Raw genomic sequence first — 21,744 nt, 5'->3', positions numbered from 1 at the left:
ATCATTTTTCACTTTTTTCGAATAAAATCTTAACTACTATCGAAAGGATGATTCCTATGTTATCTGAAGATTTATCTAAGATTATTCGCAGTGCCTCTTTCGATATTGAACAGTCCGGAACATTGCCTGAAGACTTGTTACAAGTTGCCTATGAAGAAAAGCTCTTTAAATTATTCTTACCGGAAGAACTCGGTGGACGCGCATTGACGTTACCTGAAGCAGCTCTCGTATTCGAAGATACGTCTCGTGAAGATGGTTCGTTCGGTTGGCTGACGACGATTGGATCAGGGGGCAACCTGTTTCTCGAAAATATGACTGCTTCACAAGCACAAGAACTGTACTCCCCGGTAAATTCCGTCATTGCAGGCAGTGGCTATGCAACAGGTGAGGCACATGTCGAGCAAGATGGTTACCGGGTATCCGGTAAGTGGCGCTACTGCAGTGGTGCTCCATATGCGTCAATGGTTACCGCTAACACGATAGTTTGGCGTGATGGACGAGAAACTGACGAGATGCGTGCATGCATTTTCATGCCTGATCAAGTTGAAGTGATTAAGGATTGGAATGCGTTCGGACTTAAAGCTACAGGAAGCCATACGATTGTTGTTAACGATGCGTTCGTTCCGATGGATAAAACGTTTTCAGTCGTTAAAAAGCAAAATTCACTTGGCTTAGCCGTTCACTCTTTCCCATTTGTTCAATTTTCTCAAGTCTCTTTTACAGCTGTTTGTCTAGGATTAGGGAGTCGCTTCTTAGAAGAAGCGCACAAACTAGCAGAACAGTCAAAGCCTCATTGGGAGGCTGAAAGAATCGCAATGACAATGCGTTTGTTAGATGAACGACAACATCGATTCAACGAGGCCGCCCAGTTGTTCCATGCAGCAGTAGAGCGCCGCTGGGAGATGCATCTGAGGGACGCTCTCAACGACCAAGAATTGGACCAGCTCTCTGCTGTATGTATGGAAACTGTCGATATTGCAACGGATTGTGCAGTTCAGCTATTCCGTAGATTAGGAATGCAAGCCGTTTTAGAAACTTCCCCTGTCAACCGAGTGTTCCGAGATTTGTGGACAGCAGGACAGCATGGCTTCTTGACACGTCCATGATCAGCTTGATTTAGCAGTTTCCTCTTCATGGAGGAGGCTGCTTTTTTGCGTTGAATTGTGTGCCGTTATCGATAAACTTAGCTGAGTGTCGGAGAAATGGCGATGTGTGTAGGACAACTACCTTGTTATGATCGAGAAATCACTTTGAGTGAGGGACAATCCTTCCGCTTTGTGGGAAATTCCATTCACAGCGGGATAGCCCCTTTCCTAAACAAGCGTAGCGCTACCAATTAATCCCTAAACGCTCTTGAATTGTATGCTGATGCCAATTAATTCTCCTAAATTGTGTCTCGTTATCGAGAAACTTAGCTGTGTGTCGGAGAAATGGCGATGTGTGTAGGACAACAACCTTGTTATGATCGAAATACCACTTTGAGTGATGAACAATCCGTCCTCTCTGTCGGAAATTCCATCCACAGCGGGATAGCCCCTTTCCTAAACAAGCGAAGCGCTACCAACTAATTCCTTAACATAGATGAACCTTATACTTTCCTCCTCACAATCGACCAACAAAAAAGGACGACACCCGAAGGCATCGTCCCTAATATTCACTGCATTTAGCTTGCTTTCACGCCCCATGGCCATTGAACGCCAGGCTTGGTAAGTTTACGACCGTAACGATCGTAGAACTCAACGTTTTCAGCGCTTGCACCATTGATGTAGCTGATTTTCAGAACGTTCTCAGCTCCGAAAATACGTAACGGATTCGTTCCATCTACTACAACATTCCCAAGCACAGTCCATTTTGAATCTACCGTCAATCCTTTTTCAGTCGGCTGCAAAATAAGCTTATTATTCGTAAACCCTAAGCCGCTCAGTATCGCATACTGGCCAGTTAATGTAATTCCGTTCGTCACGCGTGAACGGTAATCCATAGTGATTGATGACCCTTTAGCGTCTACGTTAAGACTCGGTTTCTTATAGTTCAATAAGAAGTAATACTTCGTGACAGAAACCTTTTCCCACACAAATGGTTCAGGCTCAACCTTTGTCTTCAATGCGAGTTGTACAAGTACCGGATCGTGGTCACTTGCGCGTCCCGCCATATCCGTGTAATCCGCATTTACATGCAACATGTCGATTTCAGCAGTATCTGCCAAATTGTTCGAAACAAGTACATGATCCAGCACTTGTGAATTCCCTTGGTAGACGTATGAGTAACGGTCAGATTCTTCAACCTTATTTACAAGGTTCGTCATACGCTCACCTTCATGAATTTTCAATGCATCTGTAAATTGGAAGTCATTGAAATCACCAAGGGATACAACGTTTGCATCTGGATTTTTCGTCTTCACGTCATCAATGAAGTTATACACAATTTGTGCAATCTTTTTACGCTGGATTTCACTGTTATACACAGGTGGCTGGATTGCACCGAATAACGGTGTGTCTCCACCTTTTGAATTCCAATGGTTGGCCATGACAATCACATCTTCGCCTTGGAATGTGAATTCAGCAGCGAGTGGCTTGCGGCTACTCTTGAACGCTTCATTCGTCGGATCAATGCGTCCTGGATTCACCGTCAATCCACCATTGTCGTAGCCGACAGCTGTTAACGCATCTCCGTGAGGTGCACCTGTCTTCAACGAAACGCGCGCAGGATTGTAGAGGAATCCAACACGAATATTCGCATTCGGTTGTCCGCCATCTTCGTTGTTCACAGGGTCGATGTTAACGTATTCGTATTTCACGCCTCCTGCTTCAACGATCGCTTGAATCAGACGCTCATAACTTTGATTCGCTTCAGGTCCACCTGCATCCGGACCATTGTTATCTTGAACTTCCGTTACTCCGACAATATCCGGACTTTGCATATCAATCGCAAAGGCACGAGCTAGTTTGTTGGCTTTATCCACAGAAGTCGTCTTTGTATTGTTAGAGAAGTTCTCCAAGTTATAAGAGGCGATTGAAATCTTCTCATCGTTCTTTACAATAGTTGTCTTCTCAGGAACTGAGTTGCCTTTTACAAACTTTGTCTTCATATCGTCTAATCCAACGTAAATTTTATAGTTCTGGAAGGAATAGCCTACCACACCTACAATTGGACCTTTAAACTGATCACCTGTCGCAACTTCTAGGTCACGGGCTGGGCCATTAGGTTCCATACGGAATTGAACTAGGTCAGCGTTTGGAGCATCTTTCTTCAATAAGATACCGCCATTTTTCGTCTCTGTTTTACGAGACTCCAATACAGTTGCTAAATCACCATTTTGTTGAGGAGCAACAGCTTTTACGTTGCCCACTTCTACTAACATAGCTTCACGACTTTCCCAGAAATCGCCCGCGTAAATCGTAGGATCGAATTCTTTTAAGCCTTCGCTCAAGATTTTATCCTTCGGCAAGTTCGATTCATTAATGACGAAAGGCGTTGGGAGTACGACGTTGCTTTCTAGCAATGTCACGACCCCGCCACGATCTTCACGAATATTGATTTGAGTCGTTTTCAAGTCAGTTTCCTGACGATCTGAGAATCCGTCAATTGCATATTCACTCACTTGACCACCGACTTTTACGGAATCACCTGTCTTCAAATTCCAAGTATCTTTTCCGCTATACAGTACAATCGCTTCAGAAGTGTTCAAATCGCCATCCCGTTTCGCATCAGGCGTTTGAATGTGATAATACGTAGAACCTTGCAATACGTACTTGTACGTCACGATTCCTTCAATGCCGTCAACAACTTGTCCAGCAAACGGTGAGTTGTGAGTGGCACCTTGGATATCATGTATTTGCAACGCATCTGTAATCGTATAATCGAATGTTTGAACTGCACTTGTTCGTCCATCAGCTGTTTTCGCAACAGCTTTTAGTTGAACCGTATCCGTAATCTTAAGTGGTGTTGCATACGTTGCGCCATTCTCAATCGGGTTAGACCCGTCCAGTGTATACAGGATTTCTGTATCGACAGTTCCCGTAGTCAACGTCACATCGACATTTTCAATGAACGTTCCACTTCCCGGATTAGCAGAAACCGGTTGAACGACTGTAGCATCAGCAATAATATCGGATGGTCCCCGTGGAATCACTTGGTAGATATCATCGAATTGCTGGACGATACCTGTTATGGAGTCATAGGTCATCCCAGCTTGTAATCGGAGACTATCGTTTTCATCACGAACCGTGAATTCTGTACCATCGGTTGCGATTAAATTTGACCAGCCTGGACCCGCTTCTTTAGATGACAATGTCACATTGTTAACGGTAATAAGTTGAGACTCGACGGACTCTCCAATACCTGATCCCTTAACGGTCTTTGCTTGCGGTACAGTCCCTGCTGATTTTTCAACAAGTTTTGCTTCATCTAACTGCAACAATCCTCGATAATCGACGACTTTTCCTGTTACCGTCACTTCATCTCCAACTTCAGCAGCTAAACTCGTTGGACGGAGTGCAATGCCTCCGGTTTCATCTTGTATTGAGATTGTATTTTTAAGTTTACCAGTGACAATCCCTTTGACTGTCGCCGTTTCACCAGCAGACAATGCACGCGCATCAGAAATAGACACGACAGTAACGGGTACTTCCGGATCAGGATTTGTAGAACCAGATCCGTCAAATTCATGAGTACCTAGATGTTTAAACATGTCTTTTGGATAAATCGTCCATTCTTTCGTCCGATCAAATGCATCATTGATGATTGCATCTCCTGTAGCGACATTCGCGTTACGGACAAGCGTTACATCCGTACCCCAATTATCTCGAGCGCCTACTTGTCCAAAGGAATCGATTTCTACTGACCCTTTTTTCAAGACAATCGCATCATCTCCATTAAAATTCGTGACGCTACCGATTTCCATGTCCGCTTTCGCTTTCAAATCGACTGAAGCTTGATTATGAACAATGACGTACGTTTTCCCGTCTTCCAACATTCCCGATAGTTCGAGTTTGTTGGTTGGTGCTGAGGCTCCGTTCGCATACATCTCTACAGAATAACCACTAAGGTCAAGTGTTGCCCCTGTGCCGTTGTAGAGTTCGATCGCTTTGTTAAAGCCAGTGCCTTCAACATACTCTGAAATCAGCAAATCTTTCGCTTTGACAGCTGTTGCTTCTGCTGCATAAACTGGTGCAATTGGAGTTACAAGGCCCGCTACTAAAGTTGTTGCCATCAATGAGTTTAACCATTTGTTCCCCGTTCGACCGTGCATTGCCTCACACTCCTCGTTGGAATAGATTCGCCAGACAGACAGGTTCTGCCTATCTATAGGTAGAATCCTAGTTTCGTCTCAATCGTACCACTGCATGACTTAAGTCTCTATGCGTCTTTATAGGAGTATTCAGTGTTTTCGAATGAGCGGTAAGTGCTACTTCCAGAATAGTTAAACAGGGTATTCAGACATAGAAAGACAGTCTTTGCTAAAACTATTAGATGAATATTTATAATGCCGCGCTATCTATTCAAGTGTTTAACGGTGGATAAACGACAGTTTTATCTTCTTCGATAATCAGCATAGCTCCCCATTGTCCAAGCTCATGTGGCACTAGGTCTGCAGCTCCTTTACTATTCGGAACAATATGTGTAACGCTCCAATCATGAACAGCGAGCCAATTGCTAATTATCAGTCGGTGGCAGCGTGCAGGATGTCGTTCCGAGCAGCAATACGCCCTTGTTTTTTCACTAGCAATTTCCGTTAACTTCTTCACAGCAACTTGAAAGCAATCCGACAACGTATAATCGGCATAGTTATGAAAAGATTGATTGTCCCATCCGTCATTTAATGCTGGCGAAATGAGCTGCGATGGCTGGCGTCTTCCGCCAAGTTCTTCAATGTGTGTATAATTAATTCCCGCTTCTGGGAGCCTTTCAGCCATCTTGTCATTTGCAAACCATGGAAACTTACGGCTCCCAGGGTAAGCGCGAACGTCAACGAGCGTTTCAATACCAGCTGAGTTAAAAGCTGAATGAATTCTTCTTTCGTATGTGAATAATGTCCAATAGTATAGATGTTCATAGGATTCATCCTTTTTACTGTTTACTATTGGAATGCCCTCGTTCAAGTCACTCAAAACCTGTACTCGATATAACATTCAAGCTTCTAAAAACTCCCCATAAAAAAAGACACCTGAAAGGTATCAGGTGCCTCGTTTATTAGAAGGAGAATACTTAACCTATGCTCGCGATAATTTCGCAGCCATCGCTGGCAATATACCACCTTGCAAATACGTGTCCTTTTCAATTGCGTTATCGATACGGACGATGACTGCAAATTGAATTTCACTACCGTCTTCACGTAACACATTTACCGTCGCATGTTGACCTGGTTGGAAGTCACTGTCAGTAATCCCAATCAACGAATAGGTTTCAGTTCCATTTAGTTCAAGTTCTCGTGCACTTAGTCCGTCCGCAAATTGCAGGGGCAAAACGCCCATACCAGCTAGATTACTGCGATGAATGCGTTCAAAACTCTCTGCTAGCACGGCTTTCACACCGAGCAATGTCGTTCCTTTTGCCGCCCAGTCACGTGAGCTACCGGTACCATATTCTTTCCCCGCAATGACTAGTAAGTTCCGCTTTTCAGCACGATAACGTTTGGAAGCTTCAAACACGCTGACGGTTTCACCTGTTCCACGGTGAACTGTATAACCGCCTTCTAGCCCGTCAACAAGCTGGTTGCGCAGACGAATGTTCGCAAATGTTCCGCGCATCATGACGTGATGATTTCCTCGGCGTGCTCCGTAATTATTAAAAGCACGCGGACCGATTCCTTGTGCGGACAAAAACTCCCCCGCTTCACTATATAATGGAATCTGACCTGCCGGTGAAATGTGATCTGTCGTAATCGAATCTCCGAGCATTAGAAGTGGCACCATGTTTGTCGTCTGTTCGGTAATCCAAACATGATCTGCACCATCCTCGAAATAAGGAGCCTGTTGGATATACGTCGACGTTTCGTCCCAGTCATATCGCATACCGTCAGAAGACGGAATCGCCTCCCACGTTTCATTGGAATAAATCCCTGAATACTCATCACGGAATAACTGTGCGTCCACTGAAGACAAAATCGCATCAGAGACTTCTTTTGCTGTCGGCCAAAGATCCACCAAATAGACCAGAGCACCTGAGACATCCATACCAATGGGTTCTTTCTCGAAATCGATATCCACACGTCCCGCTAACGCATACGCAACAACAAGTGGCGGTGATGCTAAATAGTTCGCTTTCACAAGGGGATGAACACGACCTTCAAAATTACGATTCCCACTTAACACAGATGCGGCGACCAACTCATTTTCCGCAATTGCCTTCTCTGCTTCAGGTACAAGAGCCCCACTATTGCCGCAACACGTCGCACAGCCATAGCCATCCACCCAAAATCCAAGCTGCTCGAGTGAAGGTAAGAGATTTGCTTTCTCCAAATAGCGTGTCACTACACGAGAACCTGGAGACAACGTCGTCTTTACGTAAGATGGAGGCTTAAGTCCTTTTGCGACAGCCTTCTTCGCAAGTAACCCCGCCATCATCATGACAGAAGGATTCGACGTATTTGTGCAGCTCGTAATGGAAGCTAACACTACTGATCCATGCCGAAGCGCACCCTCTTTACCGGATGCGGTCTCTTCTCCCATGCCATAGCCACCTTCAGAAACGGGTTGCACCAATACATTTTTAAACGATTGCTTCATATCCGTCAGCAAAATCGTGTCTTGAGGTCGTTTGGGTCCACTCACAGTGGGCTTGATTTCATCCAACTCAATTTCCATTGTTTCCGAGAATGTTGGAGGCTTTGTCGCATCATCCACAAATAATCCTTGTGCGCGTAAATACGCTTCTGTTAGTGGAACTCCTGCTTCCCGCCCTGTTTGACGGAAATAGTCCATCGTCAACGCATCTGCTGGGAAGAAACTCATTGTCGCTCCGTATTCCGGTGCCATGTTGGCGATGGTTGCCCGATCCGTCACGGGAATTGTCTTCAATCCTTCGCCGTAAAACTCGACGAACTTTCCGACAACCCCTTTTCTGCGCAAGATTCCAGTAATTGTGAGTGCTATATCTGTTGCTGTGACCCCTTCGTTCAATGAACCGACGAGCTTCACACCGAGGACATCTGGCACGGTGAAATAGAGCGGTTGTCCGAGCATCGCGGCTTCTGCTTCAATGCCCCCGACACCCCAACCGATTGTTCCAATTCCATTGATCATTGGCGTATGTGAGTCCGTTCCAACTAACGAATCTGGATAGACCCATTTCTTTCCACCTCGTTCTTCTGTACGAATGCCTGTCGCCAAATACTCCAAATTAACTTGATGAACAATCCCGTTAGAGGGAGGTACTACGTTAAAGTTCTCAAAACTTTTTTGAGCCCAGCGGACGAACGAATATCGTTCGCCGTTGCGTTCGTATTCAATGGCGACATTTCGATCGAACGCTTGTGCATCTCCAGCGTGTTCGATAATGACTGAGTGATCGATGACGAGATCTACAGGAATCTGTGGATTCACTCGAGTCGGATCTCCCCCTAGTTGCGCAACTGCGTCACGCATAGAAGCCAAATCGACGATCGCTGGAATGCCTGTAAAGTCCTGAAAAACGATTCTCGAGGGCTTGAACGGAACTTCGTTTCCTACATGTGCACCCGACCATTCTGCGAGTTCGCGAATGTGCGCTTCCGTAATGTACATCCCGTCTGCATGACGAACAGCCGCTTCAAGCAACAATCGGATCGTATGAGGGAGCGCATTAATTTCAGAAAATCCAAGTTCCGCTAGTTTTTCAAGCGACACAAAAGAATAGCGCTCACACCCTACTTGAAGCTCCGCTTGCAAAGTCGTTCGATTCCAACGAGTTGTCGGTTTCATTTAATCCCGCCCTTTCTACATCCAATCCGGCACATAACATTGTCCATCCATAATTCTTCTTGCCGTCCGATCGAGCCCAACCGCTACAACATCGGAACCGTCTGGAGTCAATTCAACCATCACTTCCGCAACTCCATCAGGATGACCAATGCGAACCATTTTTCTCGTTCGTTTGTCGTTTTCTACTCCATACTTCCTCACACAGTCATGTGGAACCGTTTCCTCAAGAAGCGTCATGGATGCCAAATTATATAAGCCGCTCCCCGCAAACGTCCAATGGAACTTCCCCATCGAAATCATTCGGGCGATAATATCGACCTCATCTGCACGAATGGTTTCCCCCGAAGTTGCCACATAGTCACACGGCGCAGACACGAGAGCAACCTTTGGTATCGAAGGCACTTCGCGTGCCATCTCAGGACTATCCGCCATTCCTGAGGCGACTGCACCTGCGATTCGTATCGTTTCAAGCAATCCGAGCAGTTCAGTATCCGCACCTAAAACGGCATTCGACTCAAAACCTGTATAGCCAAACGCCTCCGCATGAACAAACACAAAAGGATTCACGACATCAGAAAATGTAGCTTCAACTTGCTGTCCGTCCACCGTCAGGTTGCATTTACGTCCGATCGGGAAAGTCTTCCCTGTCTTTCCACCACCTGGTGATAAAATCGAGACACCGATGCGAGCGCCAGAATGCACCAGCCCAGGCATCAAGTAATCACCCTCTACTAGAGCACGTCCCGATTCAACCGGAACAGTTAATTCTATCAAGCGACCGATGTTTTCATTGTAGACGGTAACGTCAACGATACCGTTTTCAGTAGGGCATTCAACGTAGCCTTCATCGATTGCATACGCTCCGACAGCAGCCATTAAGTTACCGCATGTCCCTTCTGCATCGACAATCGCTTCACCAATTCCTACTTGATGAAATGTATAACTTAAACACGCATCCGCGCGTTCCGATGGACGAACTGTTATGACTTTGCTCGTATGAGACGTTCCACTTCCGAGACCATTCACTTGAGACGGATTATAGGCATCAATTGCGGACATAAAAATATGATTTCTTGCTATTGAGGAAGTCGGCAAGTCGGCTTCATTGAAGAATACCCCTCGACTCGTTCCCCCTCGATAGACTACACATGGAACTGTTCTCTGTTTCATCAAACTACCTCCATCCATTTACTCTGGAATAATGGTTTTCGCAATTTTGCCGTCAAGCGACTCATAGTCTTCGAGTCCGATGGTTTCGTAAAGCTCACGACGCGTTTGCATGTTATCCAATACATCCTTTTGTGTACCTTTTTCAAAGATTTCCTGACAGACTAGTTCGACCGCTTTTGCCGCTGCACGAAGAGAGGTTACGGGATAAATGACCATCGAATACCCGAAGTCTTCAAATTGGGATGCAGTATAGTAATCGGTCTTTCCGAACTCTGTCATATTGGCGAGGAGCGGTACGTCAAATTGGGATGCCATTTGGCGGAACTCGTCTTCAGTTGTGAGTGCTTCAGGGAACAACGCATCTGCGCCTGCTTCAACATAGAGTTTCAACCGGTCAACGGCTGCGTCAAATCCTTCTACAGCGAGTGCATCCGTACGTGCAATAACGACCAGCGTTGGCGCGACTTCTTTGATGGCACGGATTTTAGCTGCCATTTCTTCTGCGGTAACTAGTTTCTTCCCGTTCAAATGACCACATTTCTTCGGTAAGTCTTGGTCTTCCAATTGGACTGCAGCGACGTTTGCTTCGACCATTTCTTTAGCTGTTCGAGCAACGTTTAATACGCCACCAAAACCTGTGTCGATGTCTACGAGCAGAGGAAGACTTGTCGCCCGTGTCAATTCACGTGCGCGTTCTGCGACTTCTTGAGAGTGTAAGATTCCGAGATCGGGGAGTCCTCGGCTTGCAGTGAAGGCAGCACCAGACAAGTAGAGTGCTTGAAATCCAACTTTCTGTGCGATCAATGCGGACATGCCGTCGTGCGTCCCCATGATTTTCAATATTTCCGTGGCCTTTATCAGATTCAGAAATTGCTCTGCTAATTCCTTCTGTGATTTCTGTTCATGTGTTAACCATGTCATATAGATCTCCTCGTTTCGATAGAATTTTTATATTAGTTAATATGTTATTAAGACTGGGTTGATTTACACTTCAGATGGACGCTTTCCGAAGGGCTTGATTTCAGCCGCTTACTTCTCGTTGCTCAGTCCAGGGTCTTCAATCTGCGCTAATCCCTCCGGAGTCGCCATCTTACGTTTCAAACAACGGTACGCTTGAAATATTAATAATCCATAAAAGTTAGTATTAGTAAACTACCATCCAATAGCCGTACATCGTGAGAACGACAAGTCCGAACCATAACACCATTGCAATCGAACCTACTCGGAATAGATCTTTCTTCGAGAAGTAACCGTAATCATAGCTGATCAAGTGAATCGGTGATTGGGTGATTAATATGAAACCAGGGATGCCAACAAGAAATACACCCATTGCTAGAAAGAGTGGATCATGTGATGGGAAGGCTTCGCCGATTGCGATAGCAACCGGTAGGATGATTGTGAGAAAGCCTAGAACATTGACAAAAAACAGACGCAATAACGCGGTCACGCCGAGTACTAGAAGTACTACTAGTAAGTATGAGTCTTCCGCTAATGTATCTGTTAATAACGATGCAAACCATTTAACTGTCCCCGTCTTAATGAGCATGTTTGACAACATTAACGTCGCTGCAAAGAAGAGAATTAGATCCCAGTTCACTTTCTTTCCAGCGACTTCCCACTTCCAAATTCCGGTCCCTGGTAAAATCGTTAACACTGCTCCAAATAGAGCAACGAGCGCTACTGAAAATCCATGAACTGATTCTGTCATCCACAGAAACACCGTCAAGCTAATAATTCCAAGTACTTTCCATTCATGAATCGACATCTTCCCTAATCCTTGCAACTTCTCTTCGATTACCGTCTCCAGTAATTGTGCATCGATCGATTCCAACGGAAATATCACCAAAAACAATCCATAAACAACAAAAATGAAAACAACAATCGGTGGACCCATGAACAACAACCACTGCACGTAATCGAGTCCGCTCGTCAATTCACCAAGTAGCCCATAGGCATATAACGTTGAACTCGCTCCTGTTGCCACAACTGCTCCTGAAATGGGAACGATTAGCGTTAATCCGATAAATAAGGATTTTGCTAAGTTGGTCGCTTTCCCAACGGATTGTAAATGCTTTACGATGCTATCGAGCATCGAAGAAACGAGTCCTGCTTTCCCAACATTCGAAGGTATGAAAAGCGACAACACGAACATGAGGACAAAAGAGAAAAAAACGAGCAAGCGGCTAGATCCTTTCGATAACGAAAGCAACTTCAAGGATAATCGACTCGCTAACCCCGATTCGATGAATGCACCCGCTAAGATGAATGTTGCAAACAGCAACCAGACAATCTCGGATCCGAAATAACTCAACGTTTCTGTAAACGTAAAGAAATGGACAGAGAGTAAGAGCATTAATAACAGTGAACTGAACGCCAATGGAAAGACCCCACCTATCCAAAGAACTTGGATAATGATGAGGCTCATAATTGCTTGAACGACAATTGACGTTTCAAAAAACGGCTGAAACGTCAGTATGTAGATCAGCAGGCTTGCACTAAAAATCATTCGTTTCGTTTTCGTCATCTCTGACACATCCTTACTTACATCGAATCACTCGATGTTTTCCCTCTTTTACGGTTTATGAGCCAAGAAGATAGGAACGGGAATCCAAGTGAAATGATTGTCATGATGACAAGGGCAATCGTAATAGGTGAAGCGGTCGCAATCCCGATAATATCAGGGTGCGAAATAAGACTCATACGGAAGTTCTGTTCCATATCGGAGCCGACAATGACGGCCAGTATCAATGGCGCAACTGGGAATTTCAATAGTTTCATGAACAAACCAACAAATCCGAAAACAATTAAGATGATGAAGTCAACTGTACTGTAGCCAAGTGTATACGTACCGATGAACGCAAGCATCATAATCAATGGATAGAGAACACGTGGTGGCGTATCCAAAATCTTCACTAGCAAGCCAACTAACGCGATATTTAAAATTACGAGGAACAAGTTTCCGACGAACATACTGTTAATGAATGTCCAAACCAACTCAGGTTCATTTTCAAATAACAACGGTCCTGGTTTCAATCCAAGCATAACGAGAGCTCCTAAAATAACTGCTGTCGTTCCTGATCCTGGAATTCCCATCGTTAGCATCGGTATAAACGCACCGACTGCAGCCGCATTATTCGAAGATTCAGGTGCAGCAAGTCCTTCTACAGCTCCTTCTCCAAATTCTTCAGGATGCTTTGAAATCTGCTTTTCCATTGAGTAACTGAGCATAGACGCAATCGCACCACCCGCACCCGGTAACACACCTATGATGAAACCGATTGGACCGTTACGGATAATTGGCCATTTCGACCGTTTCCACTGTTCTTTCGTAATCCAAATCTTTCCTACACTCTTCTTCTCACCGACCGGTTTATTAATCGTCAAGAAGTTATAAAGTACTTCTCCTACTGCGTAGATTCCGATAATGACAACAAGGAAATCGATACCTTCACTTAAGTGCGGGCTTCCCGCCGTAAATCGGTAAACACCCGTCTGCAAGTCGATTCCGACTGTACTAATCATCAGACCGATTGCCATAGAGATGAAGCCTTTAACCATCTGACCTTTTGCAAGCGCAACAACAGCAGAAAGTGTAAATACCATAAGTAGGAAATACTCGGCAGGTCCAAACTTCAATGCGAAACTGGCAAGTGGTTTTGCTAGAACGATAAATCCAACAACTGCCATTAACCCACCTATTAAGGATGCAACGGCTGACATCGCGAGCGCTTGACCCGCTTGACCTTTTTTCGCCATCGGATACCCATCAAATGTAGCCGCAATTGCAGAACCGTCTCCTGGAGTGTTCAAGAGGATCGAACTTCTTGACCCTCCGTACATTGCTCCATAATAGATTGCTGCCATCAAAATAAGTGCACTTGTTGGATCCATTCCGAATGTAATCGGAATGAGAAGTGCGATTGCCGTCGCAGGTCCAAGTCCTGGAAGCATTCCGACAACCGTCCCGAGGAAACCACCGAGTGCTATCCAGAAGAGATTAGCCGGCTGGATTGCTGTTAAAAAACCATCTAATACGATTTGCATATCTGTACCCATTCGTTTTCCTCCTCCCTTACGGCAAACTTACTTGTAGCAACGTACCAAACGCATACCATGTCACTACTGAAAAAATTACTGCAACTAAAACATTCATGAGCCACTTTTTCCGCCCATTTAATAAAAATAGCAATCCTGCTAAAAAGATCATTGTTGAGAATAAAAATCCGATTCGTTCAAACAAAATTGTGTAAATAATCATCAGTACGAGCGATACGCCTAAGTACATCGGTGATTTTCCAAGACGCATCGGTGTGAAGTCACTAAACTTCCCACCACGTGCTTTGAACTCTTGTAAAAAGTACACAATGCCTGAAAGGATTAAAATAATCGCAATGAGTACGGGGAAATACATCGGTCCGTCGGGGTTTCCAAGATTCGACTTTGGTAAGTTAAGTCCACCAATGAGTAAAGCTATGCCGATTAAGACGGACAGCAGCGGGGTTATGTATCGAACCATTCAATCGTTCCTCCTTATCCATAATAGAAGTAAAAAAGCGAGCCCGCCGGAGCGGGACTCAACCTTTACCGGAACACTTATTTTTTTAGTCCTGATTCTTCAATCAGCTCTGTGTACATGCCTGTTTGCTCTTCTAGGAACTTCTTCGTTTCTGCACTATCTTTGTAGAAGTCTTCCCAGCCATTATTTTCAATTAACTCTTTCCATGCATCTGTTTTAACCATTTTGCCAATTGCATCGTCCCAATACTTAATTTGCTCTTCCGTCATATCTGGAGGTCCGAGGATCCCGCGCCAGTGAGGGAATACTAAGTCAACACCTTGTTCTTTCCACGTCGGTACATCAGGAATTTCTTCAAGACGCTCGTCTGAAGTGATTGCTACGATTTTAAATTTCTTCGCAAGGTGCTGTTCTTGTGATTCTGAAACTGCCATTGTTGCTGCATCTACGTGACCACCAAGTAGGCTCGTCATAACGTCTCCGCCGCTCTCGTATACAAGGAAGTTCAGTTTCGTAACGTCAACACCGAAAGTTTTCGCTGCTTTTACGAATGATAAGTGGTCATTGTTTCCTAGACCTGGTGCGATACCAATTTTAACGGACCCTGGATCTTTTTTAAGTTGCTCCATTAGCTCTGTAGCATCTTTGTATGGTGAATTGTTTGGAACTGCAACTGAAATCCACTCTGTCGTTAATGTTGCAATTGGAGTGAAGTCTTCATATGTCAATTCACTTTGACCCAGTAAGTTGTTCGTTAGCAATAGACTAGAATCGATTGCGAGTGAGTGTGCATCTTTTTTAGCCAAGTACTGCCAACCAACTTCTCCACTACCGCCTGGCTTGTTAATAACTGTCATACTCTGGTCAACGATTTTTTCTTCTTTCATGATCTTTTGGATCGCACGTGCAGTCGCGTCCCAACCACCACCTGGTGTAGCTGGTGCAACAAATTCAATATTCTTTTTCGGGAACTCCGCGTCTTTTCCGTCTGCATTATCTGATGAACAAGCTCCTAAGATCAGTGCGAACGACATCGCCGCAACTCCAAGCATTTTTTTCAAAGTGTATTCTCCCCTTTTCCTATGTTTTAATTTTCTAATTGTTATCATACTTGTAAACTATCAAATTGTAACCGTTTACAATTTTAAAAATTAAAACGACATAATGGTCATTTTGTTCATTAAGTTCACGGGGGGAGGTACCTTGGGTTTCTCCATCACTTTGGTCGACTTGTCCATCACTCCCGCTGGTTTCTCCACCACTCGTTTGTGTTTGTCCGACACTTAACGTGTTTCTCCGACATATCAGGGAGTTTGTCGATAACCGGATACAATTCAAGTACCTTAAGGGATTGATTGGTAGCGCTTCGCTTGTTTCAAGATGGGCTATTTCTTCCTGACACACAATCCGGCAAGCGACGATTTGTCATCTCGGTCAGTTCGGTCGACTTGTCCATCACTCCCGCTGGTTTCTCTATCACTCGTATGCGTTTCTCCGACACTTTACCTGTTTTCTCCGACATATCAGGGAGTTTGTCGATAACATCCTACAAACTCCAAACAAAAAACAGCTAGCTCACACAAATCGCGTGAGCCAGCTGTTACTAGTTTGCAAAGTATTTACGTTCTGGCCTACCGACAATTCCATACTCGAGTTCTGCGCGCATCTTGCCTTCTGCGACCAAGTACTCCAAGTATCGTCGTGCCGTAGTCCGCGAAGCGCCAAGACGTTCGCCGATTTCTTCAGCACTTGTTCCTTCATTCAACGTACATACCAATTCACTCACTTTATCAAGCGTTAGCGGATGTATGCCTTTCGGGAGATCAGACACTGTCTCCTGAATCGTCTGTCCATATCCAAACAACGCATCGATGTCCGATTGATCATTCAGTTTACCTTCAGACAGCAACTGTTTCCGCCCCTGATAACGCATGATGATTTCACTCAACTTCGTCAACTCAACAGGTTTTACTAAGTAATGAAACGCACCCGCATCCATACTCTTCGCAATCAACTCTCGATCGTTCGCAGCAGTAATCATAATGAAATCGAGCTCAGGATACTTCACTTTCAACTCTCTCACTAAATCAGTCCCTAGTTGGTCCGGCATGTAAATATCAACAAGTAGCAGATCAATCGGCTCTCTTGCAAGAAGCTCCCATGCTTCTGATGCACGTAAAGCCTGCCCGACAACTGTAACCCCTTCAATACTCTCCAAGAATTGTTGATGGATCGCAGCGATGCGGAAATCATCTTCTATAATAGCTGCACGAATCATACATTCTCCCCCTTCCCTTTAGGAATATAAACCGAAAAGACCGTCCCCAGGCTTCCACTCGTAACTTGGACATAGCCACCGAGCGCATGTACCGCGCGCTCCACATTCGCTAATCCAAAGCCTCGTCCGTTCACTCGTTTAGTCGAAAACCCTTGTTCAAATATCGTATCCAAGTGTTTATCCTCAATTCCACTTCCATTATCTGAAACCTCAAAAATGTAATCTTCTCCGAGATCGAGTGCGAAAAACGACACTTTCCCTAGTGGATCATTCGCAATCGCTTCAAGCGCATTGTCGATCAAGTTTCCTAGAATCACCGTCAATGCACCCGTTCCAAACCACTCTGGCAGCGATTCCAAACTGCTGTTTTCATCCACGTCAAACGCCACTTTCAACTCTGATGCTTTACCTACCTTGCCAAACAAAATCGCTTGAACGTGAGCATCTTTAATCGAGTCGAAGATAATTTGGTTGGTTTCATCCGATACATCGATATCTGTTTGGATTGTTCGGATTGCTTCATCATATTTCCCAAGTTGCATGAGCCCCGATATTAAATACAGCTTGTTCGTGAACTCGTGGGTTTGAGCCCGCAAATCATCTGAATACTTTCTAACTTCATATAGCGTATTAACGATTTCAGCCATCTCCGTCTTATCTCTAAACGTAATAACTGCACCCTTTTGTTCACCATTTAACCGTAACGGCATCGCACTAACAACGAGTCGTTTGTCTTCATGGGTCAGTTCAAAGGCTTGTGCATGCGGGTTTTGGAACGCCTCCACGTTAGGGAGATTCGGAAAAATCGTATCGATGGAATCTCCTTTACGACTACTGGATATCCCGAGAATATGTCGTGCTGCTGTATTGATTAACGTCATCGTCCCAACCCGATTCACAGCAATAATTCCTTCATCAATAGAAGCTAAAATTGCTTTCCGTTCCATGTAAAATTCTGCAATTTGCTCAGGTTCCATTCCAAGTGTGTCTTTTCGAATCGAATGCGCTAACCAAAAACTAAGTAAAATTCCTAACGCTAAAATAAAAATCGAAATATACAGTAACTTTTCCACTCGATGATACACAATTTCACGTAAGTCTGATATTAAATATCCAACAGTTACGACCCCTACGATTTGTTTATCCTCACTATATATAGGCGCTTTACTAACAACAGAAGGACCAATGATTTCAGCAGAAACCATAGAATAATTGGCACCGAAAACAATTGCTTTAAACCCATTGTCATAAGCTTCCACAGATCCAACACGATGACCTTCAGGTGAAGCTAGAATTCTACCGTTCTTGTCATGAATGACGATGAACGTTGCATCTACTTGACTTTGATAATGGTCGATGAGCGCTTCCAAATCCCCTGCTTCCTCGGCATCTGTTTCACCAGCTACTCCTTTTTGTACAGTGTCCATATAGGACAGCATCTTCGCAGTTTGCAAGCTAATCGTGTAACTGCGTTCGAACAAATTCAAGTAATCTGTCACGACAAAAACCGCAAGCATAAGACTCATTATAAAAATAATAAGCGATGTCACGATGAGTAGTATTTTCTTTTGAAGTTTTGAACGCAACACTGACATCACTTCCATACCTATTTTGTTTAAGTATAGCCTGTACAAAATGCTGTGAATAGAGGAACTTATCGCTCAACTACTTTCATCCGCTGTACTAAAAGGTTTCTAGTACACCGGTCTTTCGTTACATAACAATGTGGGGCGCCTCGTGTTCTGTTCATTTATAGTTCACAATTGAATGATATAACTCTTTAGATGTAACAAACATAGGTATCTGCATGGTTTACGCTAGACTTAGTTGGACACATTATAATTCACGTAGAAAAAAGTGATCTGAATCGCGAATTACAACGTTAGCTAATAAATCATAATAAGTTAAATAGGAGGGTTTGCTATGAAAAAAGGAGTATACAATCGTTTTTGGAGATGGCATTTCTTCGGTGCATTGTTTATGGCACCCCTGCTGATTACATTAACCTTAAGCGGAATCGGTTATTTGTTTTTCAACGATGTAGAAGATATTGCGTACAAAGATCTCTTCTTCGGCAACAGTGAAGAAACGTACCAATTGACGATTGACGAGGGGATTTCCCTTGTGAAGCATGAAAACAAAGGATTTGAAGTTTCCAAGATTATGATAATGGACGAACCTTATAATACGAGGCTCACGTTAAAATCAGAATCTGGTGAAGAAAAGTACGTATTTTTAGATAAACATAACGAAATCGTTGGCTCCCAAAATTCTAAGTACACGTATGCCAACATCATGCGAAATATCCATAGTTCCTTATTCGTCGGGGGAACTGTCGTGAATTACTTGGTTGAATTAGCTGCATGCTGGGCAATCTTTTTACTATTCTCAGGACTTTATATGACGATTAAAAGCCGTGCACTAAAAAAGCCTAAAAAACCAACACGACGTCTTCAATTTAAAAGGATTCACGCACTCATCGGTACAATCATCACAATTCCAATGATTATTCTCATTTTCACAGGACTACCGTGGTCCGCATTCATGGGGAACTTCATCTATAGTGTATCCCAAGAGCATCCTTCTATCGGAACTCCGTTGCTTCAGCAGCAACCCCCAACTTCCAATATGAGTGAAATTCCATGGGCTACCCGAAAAGAAAAAGCACCTGATTCCACAAAGCCTGATCCTCACGCGAATCATGGGGGTGGCGGTAAGATGCCTGGAATGGATATGGGGAATGATGGAATCCTCGTTGAAAAACTAATGTGGAAAGCACGAGACGCTAATATTTCAAAACCTTATTCAGTCGTCTATCCTTTTTCTGAAGAGGGTGCTTTCACAGTTTCTAAAGGAAGTAACACGGGTGTCACAGGATTAGATGTCAATCCTTCTGAAGAAATGACTGCTTATTTCGATCAATACAGTGGTGAACTCATTTCAAAAGTTGGGTATGACGAGTATGGAATATTGGCCAAATGGTTTACATGGGGCATCCCGTTACACGAAGGACATTTGTTCGGATGGCCAAACAAAATCATTAACTTAATTGTTTGTTTGGCATTCCTATTCCTAATCTTCTACGGGTTTAAAATGTGGTTATCCAGAAAACGAAAAGGAAATCTCTCCGCTCCGCCTAAGACAACAAGTGGTATTTCCATTGGTTTTATAGTGTTGATGGTAGTATTAGGAATTATCATGCCGCTATTCGGAATTTCAATACTCATAGTACTCGCTGTTGAAGGAATCTTACACCTCATTACTAAAAAGCAGGGTTCTTCCGACGTAATATAATACAAATGGAACGTTCATCACAAAAAAGAGGAAACCACTGTCTATTCAGTGGTTTCCTCTTTTCTTTGGAGTTACTCCGATACTTTTACAACTTGTTTGCCGAAACTTTTGCTCTCGAACAAATCCATGAAAGCTTGTGGAGCATTTTCTAATCCGTCAACGACGTTTTCTTTGTATTTCAATTCACCTGAGCGAAGCCATCTCGCCAACTGTTTAATCGCTTCATCATTTTTGGCTTCATAATCGTAGACCACAAATCCTTTAATCATTGCACTTTTCGTCACTAGTTGGTTTAAGAAACGCGGTCCGACGTCTGATTTCTCTTCGTTATATTGCGAAGTTTGTCCACTAATGACCACCCGTGCTTGATAGTTAATCAATTGCAATGCGGCATCGGTGATTTCACCGCCTACATTGTCAAAGTAAATATCAATGCCATCTGGACACGCTTCTTCAAGTGCGGTCTTCATGTCTTCCGTTGTTTTATAATTAATCGTTACATCAAACCCAAGCTCCTGGGTGAGATAGCGATTTTTTTCATCAGACCCCGCAATACCGACCACACGACAACCCATTATTTTTGCGAGTTGTCCTACATTCATCCCAACTGCACCCGATGCACCAGAAACAACTACCGTTTCCCCTCGTTTTGGTAAAGCGATTTCTGTTAATCCAAAATAAGCAACTAACCCTGGAACACCCAAGACACCTAGGTAAGTAGATGCTGGTGCTATATCGATGTCAATCTTCTTCGTGTTTTTCCCGTTGGAAACCGAATAGTCTTGCCAGCCTAGCCGCTCAAATACGGTGTCCCCTATTTCAAAGTTCTTATTTTTAGATTCCACTACTTTCCCAACTGATCTGCCCGTCAATACTTCATGTAACGCAAACGGAGAGGTATATGATTTCTGGTCTTTCATCATATTTCGCATCCCTGGATCTACAGATAAATAAAGCGTCTGGATTAAGATTTCTCCATCCTGTAGTTCGGGTACATGTACTTCGACTAATTCAAAATCACTTTCCTGCGGTTTGCCCTCAGGTCGATTGGCTAACTGGATTTGTCTATTTTTCATAGAATTCATTTAGAGGATCTCCTTTTTTATCAGTTACGTTTACATTAGAAACTATTCTATAGGTATACCCTACATATCCCTAAATAAATCGCAAAAATAGCTACCGCATAAACGTCGCAGTAGCTAGTTCTATCAGTCAGGTTTCACTCTTAACACATTTCCCGAATTCGCATCAATTTTCACTTCATACTTTTGCCCGTCACTCGTACGGATATCAATTTCATAAATAACAGCTCCGTGGTCGTATTCCAATTCGGCTTTAACCACGTGACCTGGGACTTGTTGTAAAGCAATCATCATGGCTTCTTCTATGGAAATCATTCGATATCTCGGGTTTTGCCAATGGTTCGCCCAATAGCGATTGGACTCATTCCACGTCTGATTCGTCACTCAATCTCCTCCAGTTCCTGTTCTCACTGACAGTCTATGCTAGGCTCAAGATTGTGTGACGTAGAAAGGGATAAGCGATTCGTAGAAACCCCATTCTAAGATTAAACCCGTTATATTTCC

16 protein-coding genes are annotated in these 21,744 nt (G+C 43.9%); 2 read left to right on the top strand and 14 right to left on the bottom strand.

The features are described 5' to 3' along the window. Nucleotides 1–56: 56 nt before the first annotated feature. The gene (locus tag ACRPI0_RS02205) at nucleotides 57–1,106 is read left to right on the top strand and encodes an acyl-CoA dehydrogenase family protein (protein WP_432354514.1); all 1,050 of its coding nucleotides are present in this window, start codon (nucleotides 57–59) and stop codon (nucleotides 1,104–1,106) included. Between the two features lie 557 nt (nucleotides 1,107–1,663). Here the strand turns inward: ACRPI0_RS02205 and ACRPI0_RS02200 are convergent. From ACRPI0_RS02200 to ACRPI0_RS02145, 12 genes are all read right to left on the bottom strand, one after another. Beyond that, nucleotides 1,664–5,251 carry a lamin tail domain-containing protein gene (locus tag ACRPI0_RS02200; RefSeq protein ID WP_432354513.1) on the bottom strand — a complete coding sequence of 1,196 codons (3,588 nt, stop codon included), beginning with the start codon at nucleotides 5,249–5,251 and terminating at the stop codon, nucleotides 1,664–1,666. A 250-nt stretch (nucleotides 5,252–5,501) separates the two neighbouring features. Continuing rightward, complete coding sequence (locus tag ACRPI0_RS02195) at nucleotides 5,502–6,131, bottom strand: DUF488 domain-containing protein (protein WP_432354511.1); 630 nt, start codon at nucleotides 6,129–6,131, stop codon at nucleotides 5,502–5,504. An 81-nt stretch (nucleotides 6,132–6,212) separates the two neighbouring features. Further along, nucleotides 6,213–8,900, bottom strand: coding sequence for an aconitate hydratase AcnA (gene acnA, locus ACRPI0_RS02190; protein WP_432354510.1), 2,688 nt, complete (start codon nucleotides 8,898–8,900; stop codon nucleotides 6,213–6,215). 15 nt (nucleotides 8,901–8,915) lie between these two features. Next, nucleotides 8,916–10,070 carry a PrpF domain-containing protein gene (locus tag ACRPI0_RS02185; RefSeq protein WP_432354509.1) on the bottom strand — a complete coding sequence of 385 codons (1,155 nt, stop codon included), beginning with the start codon at nucleotides 10,068–10,070 and terminating at the stop codon, nucleotides 8,916–8,918. A gap of 18 nt (nucleotides 10,071–10,088) precedes the next feature. After that, the gene (prpB, locus tag ACRPI0_RS02180; RefSeq protein WP_432354507.1) at nucleotides 10,089–10,991 is read right to left on the bottom strand and encodes a methylisocitrate lyase; all 903 of its coding nucleotides are present in this window, start codon (nucleotides 10,989–10,991) and stop codon (nucleotides 10,089–10,091) included. Between the two features lie 223 nt (nucleotides 10,992–11,214). Further along, the gene (locus tag ACRPI0_RS02175; protein WP_432354505.1) at nucleotides 11,215–12,594 is read right to left on the bottom strand and encodes an SLC13 family permease; all 1,380 of its coding nucleotides are present in this window, start codon (nucleotides 12,592–12,594) and stop codon (nucleotides 11,215–11,217) included. Nucleotides 12,595–12,611: 17 nt separating this feature from the next. After that, nucleotides 12,612–14,126, bottom strand: coding sequence for a tripartite tricarboxylate transporter permease (locus ACRPI0_RS02170; protein WP_432354504.1), 1,515 nt, complete (start codon nucleotides 14,124–14,126; stop codon nucleotides 12,612–12,614). A 16-nt stretch (nucleotides 14,127–14,142) separates the two neighbouring features. Then, nucleotides 14,143–14,586 carry a tripartite tricarboxylate transporter TctB family protein gene (locus tag ACRPI0_RS02165; protein ID WP_432354503.1) on the bottom strand — a complete coding sequence of 148 codons (444 nt, stop codon included), beginning with the start codon at nucleotides 14,584–14,586 and terminating at the stop codon, nucleotides 14,143–14,145. 77 nt (nucleotides 14,587–14,663) lie between these two features. Continuing rightward, nucleotides 14,664–15,638 (bottom strand): tripartite tricarboxylate transporter substrate binding protein, encoded by a 975-nt coding sequence (locus tag ACRPI0_RS02160; protein WP_432355864.1) that lies wholly within the window; start codon nucleotides 15,636–15,638, stop codon nucleotides 14,664–14,666. 323 nt (nucleotides 15,639–15,961) lie between these two features. Beyond that, nucleotides 15,962–16,108, bottom strand: a complete 147-nt coding sequence (locus tag ACRPI0_RS02155) for a hypothetical protein (protein WP_432354502.1) — start codon at nucleotides 16,106–16,108, stop codon at nucleotides 15,962–15,964. Between the two features lie 81 nt (nucleotides 16,109–16,189). Next, nucleotides 16,190–16,864 (bottom strand): response regulator, encoded by a 675-nt coding sequence (locus tag ACRPI0_RS02150; RefSeq protein ID WP_432354501.1) that lies wholly within the window; start codon nucleotides 16,862–16,864, stop codon nucleotides 16,190–16,192. Further along, complete coding sequence (locus tag ACRPI0_RS02145) at nucleotides 16,861–18,468, bottom strand: ATP-binding protein (protein WP_432354500.1); 1,608 nt, start codon at nucleotides 18,466–18,468, stop codon at nucleotides 16,861–16,863. The genes ACRPI0_RS02150 and ACRPI0_RS02145 overlap by 4 nt, the downstream gene beginning before the upstream one ends. 319 nt (nucleotides 18,469–18,787) lie before the next feature. Here ACRPI0_RS02145 and ACRPI0_RS02140 point away from each other — a divergent pair, with 319 nt between their 5' ends. Further along, complete coding sequence (locus ACRPI0_RS02140; protein WP_432354499.1) at nucleotides 18,788–20,158, top strand: PepSY-associated TM helix domain-containing protein; 1,371 nt, start codon at nucleotides 18,788–18,790, stop codon at nucleotides 20,156–20,158. A 71-nt stretch (nucleotides 20,159–20,229) separates the two neighbouring features. Here the strand turns inward: ACRPI0_RS02140 and ACRPI0_RS02135 are convergent, their stop codons facing one another. Both ACRPI0_RS02135 and ACRPI0_RS02130 read right to left on the bottom strand, forming a co-directional pair. Continuing rightward, nucleotides 20,230–21,243, bottom strand: a complete 1,014-nt coding sequence (locus ACRPI0_RS02135) for an NADP-dependent oxidoreductase (RefSeq protein ID WP_432354498.1) — start codon at nucleotides 21,241–21,243, stop codon at nucleotides 20,230–20,232. Nucleotides 21,244–21,366: 123 nt separating this feature from the next. Continuing rightward, nucleotides 21,367–21,624 carry a PepSY domain-containing protein gene (locus ACRPI0_RS02130; protein WP_432354497.1) on the bottom strand — a complete coding sequence of 86 codons (258 nt, stop codon included), beginning with the start codon at nucleotides 21,622–21,624 and terminating at the stop codon, nucleotides 21,367–21,369. Nucleotides 21,625–21,744: the final 120 nt, after the last annotated feature.

Origin of the sequence: Sporosarcina sp. A2, assembly GCF_050858885.1 — a bacterium.
Taxonomy (GTDB): domain Bacteria; phylum Bacillota; class Bacilli; order Bacillales_A; family Planococcaceae; genus Sporosarcina.
Note: the sequence above shows the minus strand (reverse complement) of the source record. Positions and strands in the feature narration are given on the sequence as shown.